The sequence below is a fragment of the Sphingobacterium corticibacterium genome (genome assembly GCF_004208525.1).
GTDB classification, from domain to species: Bacteria; Bacteroidota; Bacteroidia; order Sphingobacteriales; family Sphingobacteriaceae; genus Sphingobacterium; species Sphingobacterium corticibacterium.
The window spans coordinates 179938-197250 of sequence record NZ_SGIT01000004.1 but is presented as its reverse complement, the minus strand read 5'-3'; the positions used below and the strand labels follow the sequence as shown (position 1 = coordinate 197250).

Genomic DNA, 17313 nt, shown 5'->3' with positions numbered 1-17313 from the left:
CCACAAACAAATTAAAACAAAATTATATTCTAACAAAACAATCAAAACAAGAATATAAAAACAGCATACCGAAGACCAAAACTGGATATAATCTCTCCAAACCGTATATAGAAATGTTTGCTTTGTAGAAAAAAAGCGACATGACATGTTTTTTTAAAGCTATCTTTGCATTATGCGTTTTGATATCATTACCGTATTACCCGGCTTATTGGAGAGTCCTTTTGCACATTCTATCCTGCAACGTGCCCAGCACAAAGGTCTGGTGGAAATCCACGTACACAATCTGCGGGATTATGCAACAAACAAACACAAGTCTGTTGACGACTATCCTTATGGAGGCGGCTCGGGCATGGTCATGCAAATAGAACCTTTTGCGGCCTGCATCGAAAAATTACAGGCAGAACGATCCTATGACGAGGTAATTTATATGACACCGGATGGTGAAACCCTCAACCAAGAAATCGCCAATACACTGTCTTCCGTAGAGAACGTCATTATACTATGTGGACATTACAAGGGGATTGACCAACGTATCCGCGATATATTTGTGACTAAAGAAATTTCCATTGGGGATTATGTACTGTCTGGTGGTGAACTACCCGCCGCGATATTGGTAGATGCCGTGGCTCGTGTGATACCCGGTGTATTGTCCGACGAGACTTCTGCCTTATCAGATTCTTTTCAAGACGGATTGCTGGATGCACCTATATATACACGGCCGGCAGAATGGCGAGGGCATCGTGTTCCAGAGGTACTACTTAGCGGTCACGAAGCAAAAATTACCACCTGGCGCTACGAGCAACAGCTTAAACGTACCGAAGAACGTCGCCCAGATTTGCTAAATGACTAAGATTAATCGATATTTTTTATTTTTTTATCAAAAAAAGTTTGCCAAATAAAAAATATTCATAAATTTGCGCTACACAAATGATCATGAAAAAATTACATACAAACTGGTGGTGGCTCGAAGCAAGTAGCGTCGGGAATGCGTTTGGTATGTAACTAAATATTCATAATCAACCAAAACCATTTTGAAAGTAAGCCCGGCGATTAAACGTCGGGCTTTTTTAGTTAAATTACGACGCTTGAAAAGAAGTAAAAAGATAAAATCAGGGAAATAATGAAATATAAACTGAAAACGAATTACAGAAAGATACTGGCCGACACAACGACGCCAGTAAGCATCTATCTCCGCCTGCGGGATACATTCCCAAACAGTTTGCTGTTGGAGAGTTCGGAATACCACAGTCGCGATAACAATATCAGCTATATTTGCTGTGAACCGATTGCGGGCATTACCCTCGACAAGGAACATCTTCGCATTATAGAACCTAGCGCAAAACCCGTTTATAAGAGCGCCAATGAAATTAATCTCCGAGAAGAGGTATCAGCATTCCGTAAACAGTTCTCTCAATCGGACATAGAAGGCGTGAACGTTATTTCCTCCGGGTTATTCGGGTATTTCACCTTCGATGCCGTCGAGCACTTTGAAGATATTGCGCTAACAGCAGGCACACATTCTGCGCGCGAAATCCCTTATATGCAATACCATGTATATCGCTATGTCATCGCGATCGACCATTTCAGAAACCAACTCTATATTTTCGAAAATCTATTAACCGACGAATCTTCTGATCTAGATAGACTGGAATATTTAATACAGAATAAAAATTTCCCCGAATATAATTTTAAACGTCAGGGTGAAGAGGCTTCTAATATGGCAGACGAGGACTTCAGAAGCTTGGTCGAAAAGATGAAACAACATATACAGCGCGGAGATGTTTTCCAAATTGTCCCATCGCGCGCATTTTCCACGCCGTTTGCGGGAGATGAATTTAACGTATACCGCGCATTGCGGTCGGTTAACCCCTCACCTTATCTTTTCTATTTTGATTATGGCGACTTCAAGTTATTTGGTTCCTCGCCAGAGGCGCAGCTGACCATCAAAAAAGGAGAAGCCACGATATATCCCATTGCCGGAACGTTCAAACGTACGGGCGACATGGAAAAGGATGAAATGATCGCAGAAGAGTTGAAAAATGATCCGAAGGAATCTGCAGAGCATGTGATGCTCGTTGATTTGGCACGAAATGATTTGAGCCGCCACTGTACCCACGTAAAGGTGAAATCATATAAAGAGGCACAATATTATTCGCATATTATCCATCTGGTATCCAAGGTTTCAGGAAAACTAAACCCCACCTCTAACCCTTTTGATGTCGTAGGCGACACCTTCCCCGCGGGAACATTATCGGGTGCTCCCAAACATAAAGCACTCACGCTGATAGACCGTTACGAAGGTTTGCAACGATCTTTCTATTCTGGTGCTATTGGCTATATGGGGTTTAATGGTGATTTCAATCATGCTATCATGATCCGCTCCTTTCTGAGCAAACAGAATGTACTGCACTACCAAGCAGGGGCAGGGATCGTGCTGGACTCTGACCCTGAAAAAGAGCTACAGGAAGTTAACAACAAAATTGCGGCTTTACGTCGCGCTTTAGAAATTGCAGAAACGCTATAATAAGAAATGAGTAACAATAAAATATTAGTAATCGACAATTACGATTCATTTACCTACAACCTTGTCCACTTATTACAGGAATTAGGACAAGATTATACGGTATGGAGAAATGACAAGTTCGAACTTGACGATGTAGAACCATTCAACAGCATATTACTGTCACCCGGACCAGGAATACCGGAAGAAGCAGGGCTTTTAATGGATGTTATCCGTCGATATGCTCCTACTAAACGTATCTTAGGCATCTGCTTGGGGCAGCAGGCTATTGCCGAGGTATTCGGAGGCTCACTATACAACATGCCGAAGCCCTTACATGGTGTAGCTACTGATATCGTCATTACCGACGAAACGGAGAAACTCTTTCAAGGTTTTCCTAAGGATTCTAAAATCGGACGATATCATTCATGGGCGGTATCCAAAGAAAATATGCCGGATTGCCTACAGGTAACGGCGCTGGATCCAGACGGCATTATCATGGCGTTACGCCATAGGGAATACGACGTGCGCAGTGTGCAGTTTCATCCAGAATCCGTATTGACAACAAATGGAAAAAAGTTAATAGCGAATTGGTTATTTTAGTGTTAATTGGGGGGACATCATCAATAAATATATGGCTCCGAATAAATAGAATATTATGACGATACTAGATAAAATAATAGCGCGGAAAAGAATCGAAGTAGCGGAAGCTAAAGAACAGGCTTCCTTAAGCGAGCTGGAGGGATACCCACTTTTTAATAGAACTTGCTATTCGCTGAAAGACTCGATATTGCACCCGCAGCGGACAGGCATTATTGCGGAGTTTAAACGGGCCTCTCCATCGAAAGGACTCATTAACGGTACATCGGGTGTAGCGGACGTTGTTCGAGGTTACCAAGATGCTGGAGCGTCTGCGGTATCGGTACTGACAGACTCGGATTTTTTCCAAGGTTCTCTTGCGGATATCCGTGCGGCACGGGAGGTATTGACCATTCCCTTGCTACGCAAAGAGTTTATTGTCGACAAGTACCAAATAGCCGAGGCCAAAGCCTATGGTGCTGATATTATCCTATTGATTGCGGCTTGCCTCAATAGCAAGGAAATTGAAACACTTGCGGATTATGCAAAATCGCTAGGGTTAAATGTGCTTTTGGAGGTACATAACCAAGAAGAACTTCAACGTAGCCTTTTTGATAGCATCGATGCTATCGGCGTGAACAATCGTAACCTAAAGGATTTTGTAGTAGATTTAAATCATTCTTATGATTTGGTCGATAAAATTCCCGACAGATTCATCAAGGTATCGGAAAGTGGTATATCTGACCCCAATACCATCAATACATTGCGAAAAACAGGTTTCCAGGGATTTCTGATCGGCGAAAATTTTATGAAGACCGAAGCCCCAAGCAAAGCGATAAAGGATTTTGTAAAAGAAATGAAAAGAGGGGCATATTAAACGCCCCTCTTTTCATTTCTTTTCTCGTTTCCGTATGCCACGATTGGCACGTTTCTGTGCAACCTTTATTTTGTATGACAGCCATTTATCCTTAAATATCTTCCGCATTGTATCATCAAAATGACGTGTGACAAATAGGTTTCTGGCTCCTTTTATTTTTTCGCTAAGAGAATTCGCCAATGCACGCACAGAAATGGAATATCCTTCTGTTTCATATTGTATATAGTGCCACCATCCCGCTGGCATATATAGCGTATCACCGGCGTGGATAACCGCTTCATAACCATCCAACAATTTTAAAGCGGGATACTCCGCATGGCTGCTTGTTTTTAAATTAGCAATGCTATGAAAGTTATACGGCAGCTTGTACATCAAATCGGATTGATTATTTGGGAAGAGCCAAATCCGCTTGGCGCCTTGAAACTGCGAAATAAAGACATGGGACATATCGATATCGAAATGGTTACGGGTTGCCGAACCTTCTCCACCGAAAAACATATACGGCAACCATTGCAGAACTTTGCCCCCCGTAACATCATTATAAATGACGTCTTTTTTCAACTCCGGTTGAATCTTCATTAAATTGAAAAGAAACAAACGAAGCTCTGTTGGTTCGGCACTTATTTTATCCAAATATTCACCGAAACTCATCCTTCCTACCGGCGGGCTGGCAGCATGGTTCTGCGACTCTTCTTCACGTCCGTATATATCTACTTGTTCATTACCCGCTATTTCCTTGAAATAGTCGTAACTCCATTTTTGCCAGCAAGGACTATCTTTGCTGATAAAATCTTTGATGATTACCGGCTGTCCTTTGTTGAGATAATCCCGAACAAAATCCTTTGGAGCAATCCCTGATATACTATTTACTGGTTTTAGTTTCACAAGTTCTTACGCTTAACAACTACTATTTACAAACTTAAAAAAATATTCCTCTTAAATGATGATACGTTAATTTTAATTTCACCTCATCTTTACGTAAGCACAAATTAAATAGAAATATTCTAAATAAGAAATGATAAGCGTCATTATTCTCGCTATTTATTCGCTTGCTTGATGTATTGTTCAACCGCCATGGTCATGCTTGGTGCTTCTGGTGTAGGAGCTGGTATATCCAAAATTAAATTATGGTTGAGTAACTCTTGCTGCGTCGTCGCGCCAAATGCCGCAATTCGAGTATCTTTTTGCTTAAAATCCGGGAAATTCTCGAACAATGACTGCACGCTAGACGGACTAAAGAAAACGATGACATCATAAAATACATTTTCCAGATCCTTAATATCGCTAATCACTGTACGGAACAGTACAGCTGGCGTAAAGTCGTATCCGTTATCCTGCAACCATTTTTGTGTTTCTTCATTAGCAACATCCGAGCACGGGAATAGGAACTTTTCTTTACTATGTTTTGTAAGCACTTCTTCTAGATCTTTTGCTGTTTGCTTACCGAAGAAAATTTTACGTTTACGATATTGGATATACTTTTGCAAGTAAAGCGCAATAGCCTCCGAGATACAGAAATATTTCATGTCTGCCGGTACATCATACCGCATTTCCTCACATACACGGAAGAAGTGGTCCACTGCATTTTTACTGGTAAAGATAACCGCCGTAAAATCTGCAAAATTAATCTTATCCTTACGCACATCCTTCGCCGGAACGCCCTCTACATGAATGAACCCTCTAAAGTCCAATTTTAAGTTATATTTTTCTGCTAACGCAAAATACGGAGACTTATCATTTTCAGGTTTAGGCAAGGTAACTAAAATACTTTTTACCTTCTTGGCTCTTGCTTCATCTACTTGCATATTCAATTTTTTTAATTGCTCAATGTTCTAACCAATATCAGAATCGGCGCTACTTCAAGTGCGCAAAGATACAGAATTAAATAAAAAATTGAAAACTTTAGATTTCCGAACAAACGGAATGCCGTCCTTAAAAACCTATATATAAACAAGATAGATACAGATACACTGAACAAAATTAACAGAATCTTAAAATACGTAGTGGGAACAAGTGTAGCCGTCAACAGAAAAGGCATCAAAAAAAGCATGCTGTTAAAGTAAACCAAGTAGAGTACCGTTACGTACTCTCTTACTAGACGGTCGATTTCAAATACAAACGAAATAAACCTGATTAAGAGTATTTTGAAAATAAACAATAGCGCAACAAGGAAGGACGTTCGTACGTAATTTTCCCAACTTAATACATCCAAACGCTCAAAAGAAGATTCCATGAGCACAATAAAAAGCCCCAGCGCCAGACTAAAAACAAGATACAGAAATACATACGGCCAGGATGTTAACATATTGTCTTCTTTGCTTACTTGTTGTAGGGTCCGCTCGTCGTAATAGGCTTGTACGATCATACTAAAATCACCCGGAAAGGCTAAGCGTACAAGTGCTACAGCGAGGAACAATAGAAAAACAACCAGCAGCACCCATACAGGGCGTTCTGCTTTTGTTTCCCCTTGCTTATGCTGCAGTTCATGGACGGATTCCTTTCTGGATCCCATATACTCCAAAGAGGCCATCGGATTTATACTGCGCTGCGCAATATCAAACAAAAATTGCTCTAGGAGTTTGTTTGGACGATCTTCTGACGGGAACACATAGTTAAATGTATCAACATGCGACACTTCCACGCTGTCGATTGCTACAGGCAAACGGGTCGTTTCCTCTTGCCCCCACACTATGCTGGTCATTAGACACAGTATGCTACTCAAAAAGATACGCTTCATTAGATGCATCCGAAAAATTCTTACTTTGGGAGGTAAAGTTAACATAATATTGCCTCTTTTACATCAAGAAAATGGGGTAGAAGAATTTTTCCGTAACTTTGCAAAAAATTAACAAGATGGCTGTTAAGATCGGCGAGCATATTGATTTAGGTAAATTTCCGTTACTACTGGCTCCAATGGAGGATGTCAGCGATCCACCATTTCGTTATGTGTGCAAACAAAACGGGGTGGATATGATGTATACCGAATTCATCTCTTCGGAAGGACTGATTCGTGATGCAGCGAAGTCTAAACAAAAGCTTGACATCTTTGAATACGAGCGACCTATCGGCATACAGATATTTGGCTCTGACATTGAAAGCATGCGTCAATCGGCGGAGATATGTACCTTAGCTCATCCAGATTTAATCGATATCAATTATGGCTGCCCAGTGAAGAACGTCGCCTGTCGTGGCGCAGGCGCCAGTCTGCTACAAGATATCGACAAAATGGTTGCTATGACCAAAGCTGTTGTGGATGCCACCACTCTTCCTGTGACCGTAAAAACACGTCTAGGTTGGGATGATAACACCAAAAATGTATATGAAGTCGCGGAACGTCTGCAAGACGTAGGTATCAAAGCACTATCTATTCACGGTCGCACAAGGGCCCAGATGTATAAAGGGCAGGCCGACTGGCGTATGATACGGGATGTAAAACGTAATCCCCGCATCCAGATTCCTATTTTTGGAAACGGCGATGTCGACTCGGTGGAAAAAGCTGCCGCATGGCGTATGGAATATGAAGTTGATGGCATAATGATTGGACGTGCATCCATCGGATATCCTTGGATATTTCGGGAAATCAAACATTTTTTTGAAACGGGCGAACACCTAGAAGGTCCGACAATAGACGAGCGCGTGGAGGTATGCAAAACTCATTTGATCAAATCCATTGAGTGGAAAGGGGATAAAACCGGCATTTTCGAAATGCGCCGCCATTACGCTAATTATTTTAAAGGTATACCGAATTTTAAGGAATACCGCACAAAATTAGTGGGATTGGGAGACCATAATGAAATTCTGGAAGTATTAGAAGAAATAAAGGAGAGGTTTAAAATGCATACCCGAACCCGATCATCCATTTACCGGTAATAGATTCTGTGTTGTCGGTCGTATTGATAAACTTACGAGCAATACCACCACCGACTTCCAACATTAGGTTTCTTTTAAAAAGCCACTTACCTCCTAAACCTACTCCCAGTCCTGCTGATGTCCGTCGTTCCGTAACCTCTGTATAGTTGGCGTGGGCATCACTATATTTCTGAAACGTTTCCTCCATATTGGTAATCGGCACAAAAGCTTCCATAAAAAAACCTGCCCCATGCGAGCCGCCAACATACAGTCGTCCGAAAGGGGAGAATTGTATCATTTCATCCATTGCCCCTAATCCTAAAAGACTATGTAGTCCCAGCCCTACGTCCTCATTGATAGCACGCTCATAGGAGAAATTAAGCACCGGCCCTGCAATTAAAGAAATTGGGTCTAGCATAATGTGGTTAGGACGTGCAACCGCTCGCTCCCTTCTCGATTCCTGGGCATGGCCAACGAATACAAAGGCCAGTAAGCTAAATAAAAGTAAAGTTGATTTCATAAAAGAATATTAATGTTAATAACTAAAATTAGGTAAACGATACACGCGTGTTGAATGCTACATTATTTCAAACTGTTTTTACCTTTTGACAGCAATTGTGCTATATTCTTCCGTTCCAAAAAGATAATTGTTATACAAAACAATAATAGTAAGCCATTGCCTATCCAAAAGTTACTACCAAAGATAAAGAAGCTCATAAGCGAAAGTGCCAAACCACTCACAAGGTAAAGCACTATTTTTAGGAAGTGATAGGGTATTGGATAGTATTTCTGCCCCCAATAAAGCGACAGTCCAATCATCACGAAATAGGCTATAGTAGTCGTTGCCACAGCTCCGGAATAGGAATAAACGGGAATCAACAGAAAATTCAAGGCAATTGTCACCAACGCACCGATCAACGATATATATAAGGCAAACCGTGTCTGGTCGGTCAGTTTGTACCACACGGATAGGTTCATATAGATACCTAATAATACAAAGTTTAAAAGTATGAACGGCACGACTTTTAGTCCGGTCCAGTAGATGTCTGGCTGGAGTTCATTTCCCCTTATAAAATCTTTAAGCCAATCCAGGTTTACGGTGATACCCACCATGACCAATACCATGACCATCACGAAGTACTCCATAATCTTGGCATACGTACGGGAGGCATTTTCATGTTTAGCGTATGAAAAAAAGAAAGGCTCTGCGCCTAGGCGAAAAGCGGTGATAAATAAGTTTAGAAAAATAGCAATTTTGCTCACAGCGCCGTATATACCAAGTTCTGTTCTTCCGTATTCCCCAGGTAGTAATTTTGGAAAAAACATTTTGTCCAGATTCTCATTGATAATAAACGATATATTGGCGATCAAAATCGGGAAGCTGTAAGCTAACATATTTTTCATGAGCGGCCTATCGATACGCAGCCTTAATGTCAACATCTCCGGCACCAACAAAAGTAATGTTATGATACTGGCTAGCAAATTGGAAATAAAAACATAACCAATCCATCCCTCCTGAAACCATTCCGCTGCAAAATTCGCCCAAAAGGCAGACGATTTCGTCCAGTTAGATAAGTAAACTATAAAAAATAAGTTTGAAAGAACAGTGATGAAAATATTGATAAACTTCAGATAGCTATATCGGATGGGACGTCCCTGTGCGCGAAGTTTGGCAAAGGGTACAACTGCCAACGCATCAGCTACCAAAATAAATGCAAAATATTGGATATATTTTGCATATTCGTCGACATTCTCATCTCCCGCAAACCAAGTTGCTATTGGATCAATAAAAGTAAAAATAGAGACTAGCAACAGCAGGGAGGTAATCAAGGTGACAACAAAGCTGTTGTTAAAAACCCTATCCTTATCTTTGGAATCAACTTTTTGCAAGAATCGGAAATACGTAGTTTCCATTCCGAATGCCAAAATAGCATTCAACATGGAAACCCAAGAGTAGAGATAGTTATATAGTCCATATACCGCGGCATTCTCAAATTTACGGAGATATATGGGCGTCATCAAAAAACCGATCATACGGGGAACAATGGTCGTAAAACCATATATCACCGTATCACTCACAAATTTTTTGACGGAAGACACAACGGCTATTTTTTCTTTTTTACGACTTCAAAATTCTTAAAGCCCTGCAGCGGACTTTCGCTAGAACTTACTTCTGCAACTTCTGCGTGGTCAGGTCCCTCTTGGCAAAATTCCAACAATGTATCCAATGCAAAAACATCTCCTTCGGCCTCTATATAGACCGAACCGTCGGGTTGATTCATCACAAATCCCTTTACCCCGAGTTGGTCGGCAACAGCCTTACATGTTGCTCGATAATATACGCCCTGTACTTTGCCTGTAACCGTAATATTCAGATGTTTCATTGTTATAGGCAAATGTAAGAAGAAAAAGGAAAGAAACTAAGCTATTCTTTTCAACGTAACCCGTTCCGTCAGACGCAGATTATTCATTCCCTCCAACAAGACTAGCCCCGGGGTTTTACCTACTTCGATAGATCCCAGCTGATCGGCCAGCCCCAGTACCTCCGCGCCATTAATTGTCGCCCACGGTAAGATTTGTAAAAAATCTAATTGGCTAAAATGCGCGGAAATCACCTTCAGTTCCTCTAGTATATCCAGCGTATCATTAGACGCCAAACTATCTGTACCCACCACCATTCTGCTGTGGTTCGGAACAAAATTGAGTATCTTAGGCAATTTACCTTCAATGTATAGATTTGCTTTTGGACATACACAGAAATACACATCCCTGCCTAAGCGTTCGATAAAATCAATATCCTTTAACGACATATAAGTGTTATGAACCAAGATAAGCGGGTTATTCTTTGGCAAATGCGCCAGGTAGGACTGAATAGAATTTCTTGCCTGTGCTTTAAACGAATCCGCATTCAGCCCCATTTCTTTATAAAAATCGAGAAATTCTCCTTGTTTATAGCGATAAAGCTTATTCTCTTCATCGCTTTCTTGGTTATGAACACTTAAGATATTATCTTCATTCACCAACTTGCGAAATGCCTTAAACAGCTCTTTTGAGCATGAATATGGTGCGTGCGGGGTAATGGAAGCGTGATTGGCATCAAAATAAAATTCAATATCACGTGCCTTATCCACACGGACTTGTATATCTTCCTTGGTCATTGCCATCACTTCGACAAAGGTATGGTACTTTATTCGGCTATCAGTTTTCGTCTTTGCAGATAATTCGGTATTGACATGATCTCCTACCGCTTGGATACCGTTATTATACATCATTTCGTCAGCCGATTCTATTTTCGCTAAAATATCTTTTTCTTTTGCGTCCCGATTTTTCATAACATCGGCCAGAAAACGTGGCAGTCCGGTTCCTTTTTTTGTTTTACCAAACATGTGAGACAATTCGATGTGACAATGCGCATTCACAAAACCGGGTATTAAAACACCGTCATAAAATTCTATTTTCACATCCGATACGGCCGGATCAGTTTCCTCATAGACACCTTTAATCGTGCCGGTTTCATCAATAGCAACGACACCTTTTCTCATGAAACTCCCCTTTACAGGAATCACAATGCTTGCTGAAATATACCTCATTTAACTAATTGAAATAATTTGTTATTCTTATATATACGCAAAAATGACGCCATAATTTGAAAATACCGAATTAATCTTTACTTTTGCCTCTATCGAAAGGGGTGCCTTGTTTGTTTGAACACAAAGACGGGCTGAGATTATACCCAAGTTTCGCATAAAAGCGAGACGCACCTGATCCAGATAATGCTGGCGTAGGGAAGGTTAGTTAAATAATAAGCTGTTGCTAACCCCTGGTAATAGTATGTTTAACGAAGTTTAATTATTTTTTATGTTAAAACATGGATTGATGACCATGGTCATGCTTCTAGGAGCATTCATCGCTTATGCACAAAAGCCGGACACCGCTCGTGTGCTCGACGAAGTACAGGTTATGGCTACCCGAGCGGGAGATAATGCCGCTACGACGTATAAAAACCTATCGAAAGAAGATATTAAACAGGGTAACCTGGCACAGGATGTTCCCTATCTCCTCGATCAAACACCGTCCGTCGTTATCGGTTCGGATGCCGGCGCGGGAATCGGCTACACCAATATGACGATCCGCGGATCGGATAATCAGCGCATCAATGTTACCTTGAATGGTATTCCATTGAACGATGCCGAGAGTATGGGATCTTTTTTTGTCAACCTACCAGATTTCGCATCAAGTACGGAAAGCATCCAGATTCAACGCGGTATAGGCACTTCGACCAACGGTTCCGGAGCTTTTGGCGCCTCTCTTAATATCCAATCGGATGCATTGCAACCAAACCCATACGCCGAACTCAATAACAGTGTAGGTTCTTATAATACGTGGAAAAACACCGTTAAAGTCGGTTCAGGGTTAATCAAGGATAAATTTGCCTTTAATGCACGATTGTCCAAGATTAGCTCCGATGGCTATATCGAACGCGCTTCCTCTGATTTAAAATCTTTCTATGTCGACGCAGGATATTATGGTAAAAAACATCATTTAAAAGCTACTGTGTTCTCTGGCAAGGAGAAAACCTACCAAGCCTGGGATGGTGTTCCAGAAGAAATGTTGGCCAAAAATCGTCGCTATAATGGATTTACGTATGAAAATCAAACGGATAACTATACGCAGACACACCACCATCTTCACTATAATTATTTTGCGTCTGAACGGACAACACTCAATATGGCTTTGCATTATACACGAGGTGCGGGATATTATGAAGAATATAAAGAAGACCAGTCTTTTAGTGGATATAATTTTGTACCCATTGAAATTGGTGGCACAACCATCGATAGCACGGATCTCGTCCGCCGACGTTGGTTAGACAACTATTTTTACGGAACCGTATTTTCCATACATCATACAGTGAATGAAAACCACAATTTGATTTTTGGTGGAGGTGCTAATCAATACCGTGGCGATCATTATGGTGAAGTAATTTGGGCGCAGTATGCTTCGAGCAGTCAATTAGGCGACAAATATTATTTCAACGACGCAGAGAAAAATGATGTCAATGTGTACGGTAAATGGAATGCTACTTTTGGTGCCATGCGTCTGTATACAGATTTACAGTATCGAATGGTGGATTACACGTTCGAGGGTTACAACCACAATCTGGAATTGGCAGATGTGAATGTAAAACATCATTTCTTCAACCCCAAAATAGGTGCAACCTATATTCTTTCACCAACCACAAGCATCTATACTTCGTATGCCTTTGGCAATAAGGAACCTGTACGAGATGACTTTGTCGAGTCGTCTCCAAATGCACGTCCGAAGCCAGAAAAAATGCACAATATCGAAGCAGGATATCGATTAAGGAAGGAGTCTTTAAACATCGGAGCCAACATATATGGTATGTTCTATAAAGATCAGCTCATACGGACAGGGGAGATCAACAATGTGGGCGGATCAATACGAGAAAATGTGCCCGACAGTTACCGCATTGGATTGGAGTTGGACGGTGCTTGGCAAATATCGGAACAGTTTAGATGGAAAGCTACTGCCGGCCTTAGCGAAAACAAAATCAAGAACTACACGGAATATCTTACGGTTATGGACGAGGACTGGAATGAACTGAGCGAACCGCAGGTAGCACAACATTACCGCTCAACAACCATCTCGTTCTCACCATCGGTTATCCTGTCCAACGAACTTTCTTATTCACCCATACAGCCACTGGAATTCAGTATAGCCAGCAAATACGTATCGAGACAGTACTTAGACAACACTCAGTCTGCAGACCGTAGCGTGGATCCTTTCTTTGTAAATAATCTGCGCCTACGCTATAATTTCTCCTTGTTGGGCATAGACAATATAGATGCAAATTTAGCCATCAACAATATTTTCAATGAAAAATATGAGTCGCACGGCTATACCTACGGTGGTATTACGCCTAATGGAACGCGCCTCTACGGTAACGCGTATTATCCGCAAGCAGAGACAAACTTCTTGTTCGGTTTAAATATCCGGTTTTAAGAAGATATATTTTCTTTTATTTTGTTGATGAGAGCTGGAGTAAAGCTTTTTATTTCTAATTTGCAGGATGCGAGCAGTTATACAACGGGTTACACACGCCGCGTGTACGGTAGATAGCGTCTGTACTGGTGCCATCAAAGAGGGATTATTGGTATTATTGGGTGTAGAAGAAAATGATACTGAGAAAGAGCTGGAATGGTTGGCGCAAAAACTAGCTAGTCTTCGTATTTTTTCAGACGATGCTGGTTTGATGAACAGGTCTGTTCGAGATATCGACGGCAATATCCTTCTTATATCGCAATTCACGTTGATTGCCCAGACGAAGAAAGGTAATCGTCCTTCTTTTATCCGTGCAGCAAAGCCGGACAAAGCAAAACCTTTGTATCTCCACATGGGGAAACGCCTATCAGCATTATTAAATAAACAGGTACAAATGGGTATTTTTGGAGCGGACATGAAAATCGACTTACGCAACGATGGTCCAGTGACGATCGTTATGGATAGTAATGAGTAAAAAGAAAAATATGACAATAAAAGAAGCGCAAGAAATCGTTGACAAATGGATAAACAGTACGGGTGTACGTTATTTCAACGAATTAACGAATACAGCCATGTTGATGGAAGAGGTAGGTGAAGTGGCGCGAATTATGGCCCGGCAATATGGGGAGCAATCGTTTAAAAAATCGGATAAAGAGGTCAATTTAGGAGATGAAATGGCAGACGTGTTATTTGTCCTTATTTGTCTCGCCAATCAAACGGGCATAGACCTTACCGATGCCTTGCAAAAAAACTTGGAAAAGAAATCCATCCGGGACGCTGACCGACATCAGCAAAACGAGAAATTACGGTAGGGTTAGTTCTATCTCTGCAAATAATACGGGCAAATGATCGGATGCATACCATCTAATATAGAAAATTTAGGACGAAAAATATTTCGGATCAATCTGTTTATTTGCTTTTGCGCCGAGTTGCTTCAGGTTTTCTACTTTCTTAATCACATTTCCGGTACCGGAAGAAAGCTTTCGCATAGCCTCCTGATGTTTTTCAGATGCGCGCAATAAATGGTTTTCTAACTGCTGCATATCGTTCAAAAAGCCGACGAACTTATCATAAAGCATCCCAGCCTCTTTGGCGATTTCCAGCACGTTACGGTTTTGGCGTTCCTGCACCCACACACTGGCAATCGTGCGTAATGTTGCCAGTAGCGTAGAAGGCGCTACAATAACTACTCTCCTATCCCACGCGTCGGAAAACAAATCTGGTTTTTCTTTAATCGCTATGCTCAAAGCGGATTCTATCGGCATAAACAGCAAAACAAAATCGGGAGAATCGATACCATAGAGGTCGTGGTAATTTTTCGCGGATAGTTGACGGACATGCGATTCAATGGATTGGACATGTTGCCTTAGGTGCTGCGCTTGCTCTGTTTCATTTTCCTCGTTCACCCAACGTTCGTAGGCGGTCAATGACACTTTGGCATCAATGACCAAATGTTTATTTTCAGGGAGCAAGACAATGGCATCGGGAATCTTCCGGCTATTGTCATCGCCAAATACCACCTGCAACCGGTATTCTTGATCCTTCACCAAACCCGAACGCTCTAACACCCGCTCCAAAATAATCTCGCCCCAAGACCCTTGCTTTTTGCTATCGCCTTTCAATGCTTTGGTGAGGTTATTCGCCTCATTTTTTATCAGCATACTTTGCTGCATGAGCTGCTCTACCACGCCTTTCAATACGTTACGTTCCGCAGCTTCCTGTTGGTAGGTTCGCTCGACCTTCTCCTCGAACGTTGTAATTTTTTCCTTTAATGGGGTAAGTATCTGATCGAGGTGCTGTTGGTTAACTGCTGTAAATTTCTGGGTCTTTTCTTCGAGAATAGCATTCGCCATCTGTTGAAATTCTAAATGAAATTGCTTTCGCAATTGCTGCATTTCTTCTTGTTGGGTTTGATATTTCTCTTGTTGTGCCTGCAGATATGCATGGGTACTTTCGAGTGTTCGCTCCACGGCCGACCGTTCACGACGTTCGTTTTCAAGTGCCTGTTCAACACGTTCTTTTCCTTGCTGTAGCAGCCGCTCTCTTTCTTGCACTTTAGCCAGCTCTATAGCGGCCGCGTTCTTCTCCTCTTCGACTTGCCGTAAGACACTTTTTGGCACCTTATGGACCTGCAGCCAGAGTACACCGATAAGAATACCGAACAAGACGATGATGAGGAAAAGTGACAATGTATCCATAAGACCTACTCTATTGTAGTTTTTGATGGGTTTTCCACCAAAGGTCAGGCATATCCCCCCCGACCGCTTGTTGGTAGTCTTCATAACGACAAGGCACCCAATAATACCGTTCGTTTACCGACCTTGATCCAAAATACGGCACTTGCATCCACCATCGATCGGATTTTTTACTTTTAACAAAAATCAATTCGTAATCATCATTTTCTAAAGTCGTACGATAAATAATATAAGCTGATTTTGGAATTACCGGCGTATCGTTTTTGCGGTTATAAAATCCGTCAATAAAACACCATATCATCTGTGCGACCAAGCTACCTGTATGCCCCATGGGGTCAAAGATTGGATTATATTCGTAAAAGCCAATCGACGAACACTTATCGGACATTCCCGCGTAGCGCGCTAACTGGCAAGCTTCGTCTCCATATAATCCGTTCGGATTGGCGTTCGCATTGCCCGGCGCTTCGGAAGCTCGTATAGCACCTACATCAAAGCTGACCATATCCGCAGCACGAATCAGCGGCTCGGCCTGATCGAGCTTGCCTGCCATCATGCCAATTCGCATGGTACTAAAAAACAGCTTATCATACATATTAATGGATTCCTTGCTTACTAAATAGGTTTGATAAGCAAGATTGCTCAGATTAAAGAGATAGTCGGGTTGATGCAGTATAATGTGGTTGAGATACGTATTGGAGTTTAGTGGTGTGTTCTCCACATGATCTTGATCCAAATCAAATCGGGCATCGATGATGGCTACTTCAACACGTTGCTCCAATCCTTCATAGCCTGTATATTGGGCATAGGTAAGATCTTGCCCCCCACCTATAATAATGGGCAATATATCTTGCTTAACCAATTCTTCTACCACTGTTTTTAACGCGATGTATGTATCTTGTATGGTTGCTCCGGCTTGAATATTACCTAAATCTGCAATACGCACATCATAATCGCCTTGATAGAGGTTATAGAAATGTTTCCGCACCGCATTTGGCGATTTTTTCACTCCCCCATTATTACTAGATGCTCGCTCCTCTTCGACCCCCACTAAGGCTATATGTGGTTTTTTTTCGACATCTTCCAGATCTGGGAAAGAAACTTCATATGCCTGTATAATTTTTCCGAATTGTGAGTTATAAAAATCGGTACCCGAACAAAAGTCCTGTGTTAGGATAGGTGTAAAGAAATCAGCTAAAGACATGTTAACAAAGTAAAAGCTAATATTTAAAAACTCAAAAGCGAAAGTTTCC

17 protein-coding genes are annotated in these 17313 nt (G+C 41.5%); 8 read left to right on the top strand and 9 right to left on the bottom strand.

Features of this window, described 5'->3' with window-relative positions:
- The first annotated feature begins 172 nt into the window (after nt 1-172).
- From trmD to trpC, 4 genes are all read left to right on the top strand, one after another.
- Nucleotides 173-850 (top strand): tRNA (guanosine(37)-N1)-methyltransferase TrmD, encoded by a 678-nt coding sequence (gene trmD, locus EWE74_RS17645; protein WP_130142981.1) that lies wholly within the window; start codon nt 173-175, stop codon nt 848-850.
- A gap of 270 nt (nt 851-1120) precedes the next feature.
- Nucleotides 1121-2524 (top strand): anthranilate synthase component I family protein, encoded by a 1404-nt coding sequence (locus tag EWE74_RS17640; RefSeq protein WP_130142980.1) that lies wholly within the window; start codon nt 1121-1123, stop codon nt 2522-2524.
- A 6-nt stretch (nt 2525-2530) separates the two neighbouring features.
- A complete protein-coding gene (locus EWE74_RS17635; protein ID WP_130142979.1) occupies nt 2531-3103 on the top strand; it encodes an anthranilate synthase component II in 573 nt (190 codons plus the stop codon).
- Nucleotides 3104-3158: 55 nt separating this feature from the next.
- Nucleotides 3159-3956, top strand: coding sequence for an indole-3-glycerol phosphate synthase TrpC (trpC, locus tag EWE74_RS17630; RefSeq protein WP_130142978.1), 798 nt, complete (start codon nt 3159-3161; stop codon nt 3954-3956).
- A gap of 12 nt (nt 3957-3968) precedes the next feature.
- On the opposite strand, the gene EWE74_RS17625 is transcribed toward trpC, so the two are convergent.
- From EWE74_RS17625 to EWE74_RS17615, 3 genes are all read right to left on the bottom strand, one after another.
- Nucleotides 3969-4841, bottom strand: coding sequence for a cupin-like domain-containing protein (locus EWE74_RS17625; RefSeq protein WP_130142977.1), 873 nt, complete (start codon nt 4839-4841; stop codon nt 3969-3971).
- Nucleotides 4842-4993: 152 nt separating this feature from the next.
- Nucleotides 4994-5761: a uroporphyrinogen-III synthase gene (locus tag EWE74_RS17620; protein WP_130142976.1), complete on the bottom strand. Its 768-nt coding sequence runs from the start codon at nt 5759-5761 to the stop codon at nt 4994-4996.
- An 11-nt stretch (nt 5762-5772) separates the two neighbouring features.
- Nucleotides 5773-6657 carry a DUF4271 domain-containing protein gene (locus EWE74_RS17615; protein WP_165384762.1) on the bottom strand — a complete coding sequence of 295 codons (885 nt, stop codon included), beginning with the start codon at nt 6655-6657 and terminating at the stop codon, nt 5773-5775.
- A gap of 152 nt (nt 6658-6809) precedes the next feature.
- Here EWE74_RS17615 and dusB point away from each other — a divergent pair, with 152 nt between their 5' ends.
- On the top strand, nt 6810-7826 hold the full coding sequence (gene dusB / locus EWE74_RS17610; RefSeq protein WP_130142974.1) for a tRNA dihydrouridine synthase DusB: 1017 nt from the start codon (nt 6810-6812) through the stop codon (nt 7824-7826).
- On the opposite strand, the gene EWE74_RS17605 is transcribed toward dusB, so the two are convergent.
- The 4 genes from EWE74_RS17605 to EWE74_RS17590 all read right to left on the bottom strand — a co-directional run bounded on the left by EWE74_RS17605 (nt 7786) and on the right by EWE74_RS17590 (nt 11347).
- Nucleotides 7786-8325 carry a hypothetical protein gene (locus tag EWE74_RS17605; protein WP_130142973.1) on the bottom strand — a complete coding sequence of 180 codons (540 nt, stop codon included), beginning with the start codon at nt 8323-8325 and terminating at the stop codon, nt 7786-7788. The two genes, dusB and EWE74_RS17605, sit on opposite strands and share 41 nt — an antisense overlap.
- A 62-nt stretch (nt 8326-8387) precedes the next feature.
- Nucleotides 8388-9905 (bottom strand): MATE family efflux transporter, encoded by a 1518-nt coding sequence (locus tag EWE74_RS17600; protein ID WP_239018703.1) that lies wholly within the window; start codon nt 9903-9905, stop codon nt 8388-8390.
- Between the two features lie 5 nt (nt 9906-9910).
- Nucleotides 9911-10189: an acylphosphatase gene (locus EWE74_RS17595; protein WP_130142972.1), complete on the bottom strand. Its 279-nt coding sequence runs from the start codon at nt 10187-10189 to the stop codon at nt 9911-9913.
- Between the two features lie 36 nt (nt 10190-10225).
- The gene (locus EWE74_RS17590; protein WP_239018702.1) at nt 10226-11347 is read right to left on the bottom strand and encodes an amidohydrolase family protein; all 1122 of its coding nucleotides are present in this window, start codon (nt 11345-11347) and stop codon (nt 10226-10228) included.
- Between the two features lie 316 nt (nt 11348-11663).
- Here EWE74_RS17590 and EWE74_RS17585 point away from each other — a divergent pair, with 316 nt between their 5' ends.
- The 3 genes from EWE74_RS17585 to EWE74_RS17575 all read left to right on the top strand — a co-directional run bounded on the left by EWE74_RS17585 (nt 11664) and on the right by EWE74_RS17575 (nt 14680).
- Nucleotides 11664-13829, top strand: coding sequence for a TonB-dependent receptor (locus EWE74_RS17585; RefSeq protein ID WP_130142970.1), 2166 nt, complete (start codon nt 11664-11666; stop codon nt 13827-13829).
- Between the two features lie 67 nt (nt 13830-13896).
- Nucleotides 13897-14343 carry a D-aminoacyl-tRNA deacylase gene (gene dtd, locus EWE74_RS17580; RefSeq protein WP_130142969.1) on the top strand — a complete coding sequence of 149 codons (447 nt, stop codon included), beginning with the start codon at nt 13897-13899 and terminating at the stop codon, nt 14341-14343.
- A 10-nt stretch (nt 14344-14353) separates the two neighbouring features.
- The gene (locus tag EWE74_RS17575) at nt 14354-14680 is read left to right on the top strand and encodes a nucleotide pyrophosphohydrolase (protein ID WP_130142968.1); all 327 of its coding nucleotides are present in this window, start codon (nt 14354-14356) and stop codon (nt 14678-14680) included.
- A gap of 66 nt (nt 14681-14746) precedes the next feature.
- On the opposite strand, the gene rmuC is transcribed toward EWE74_RS17575, so the two are convergent.
- Together rmuC and EWE74_RS17565 are read right to left on the bottom strand one after the other, a co-directional pair.
- On the bottom strand, nt 14747-16150 hold the full coding sequence (gene rmuC, locus EWE74_RS17570; RefSeq protein ID WP_239018701.1) for a DNA recombination protein RmuC: 1404 nt from the start codon (nt 16148-16150) through the stop codon (nt 14747-14749).
- The gene (locus EWE74_RS17565) at nt 16077-17264 is read right to left on the bottom strand and encodes a formimidoylglutamase (protein WP_130142967.1); all 1188 of its coding nucleotides are present in this window, start codon (nt 17262-17264) and stop codon (nt 16077-16079) included. The genes rmuC and EWE74_RS17565 overlap by 74 nt, the downstream gene beginning before the upstream one ends.
- Nucleotides 17265-17313 lie beyond the last annotated feature (49 nt).

Bases quoted from the DNA above. Each gene is read 5' to 3' on its own strand.
- trpC (WP_130142978.1), top strand. From the start codon at position 3,159: ATGACGATACTAGATAAAATAATAGCGCGGAAAAGAATCGAAGTAGCG.
- rmuC (WP_239018701.1), bottom strand. From the start codon at position 16,150: ATGAAGACTACCAACAAGCGGTCGGGGGGGATATGCCTGACCTTTGGT.
- EWE74_RS17605 (WP_130142973.1), bottom strand. From the start codon at position 8,325: ATGAAATCAACTTTACTTTTATTTAGCTTACTGGCCTTTGTATTCGTT.
- EWE74_RS17635 (WP_130142979.1), top strand. From the start codon at position 2,531: ATGAGTAACAATAAAATATTAGTAATCGACAATTACGATTCATTTACC.
- EWE74_RS17590 (WP_239018702.1), bottom strand. From the start codon at position 11,347: ATGAGAAAAGGTGTCGTTGCTATTGATGAAACCGGCACGATTAAAGGT.
- EWE74_RS17565 (WP_130142967.1), bottom strand. From the start codon at position 17,264: ATGTCTTTAGCTGATTTCTTTACACCTATCCTAACACAGGACTTTTGT.
- EWE74_RS17585 (WP_130142970.1), top strand. From the start codon at position 11,664: ATGTTAAAACATGGATTGATGACCATGGTCATGCTTCTAGGAGCATTC.
- trmD (WP_130142981.1), top strand. From the start codon at position 173: ATGCGTTTTGATATCATTACCGTATTACCCGGCTTATTGGAGAGTCCT.
- EWE74_RS17640 (WP_130142980.1), top strand. From the start codon at position 1,121: ATGAAATATAAACTGAAAACGAATTACAGAAAGATACTGGCCGACACA.
- dtd (WP_130142969.1), top strand. From the start codon at position 13,897: ATGCGAGCAGTTATACAACGGGTTACACACGCCGCGTGTACGGTAGAT.
- EWE74_RS17615 (WP_165384762.1), bottom strand. From the start codon at position 6,657: ATGACCAGCATAGTGTGGGGGCAAGAGGAAACGACCCGTTTGCCTGTA.
- EWE74_RS17595 (WP_130142972.1), bottom strand. From the start codon at position 10,189: ATGAAACATCTGAATATTACGGTTACAGGCAAAGTACAGGGCGTATAT.
- dusB (WP_130142974.1), top strand. From the start codon at position 6,810: ATGGCTGTTAAGATCGGCGAGCATATTGATTTAGGTAAATTTCCGTTA.
- EWE74_RS17575 (WP_130142968.1), top strand. From the start codon at position 14,354: ATGACAATAAAAGAAGCGCAAGAAATCGTTGACAAATGGATAAACAGT.
- EWE74_RS17620 (WP_130142976.1), bottom strand. From the start codon at position 5,761: ATGCAAGTAGATGAAGCAAGAGCCAAGAAGGTAAAAAGTATTTTAGTT.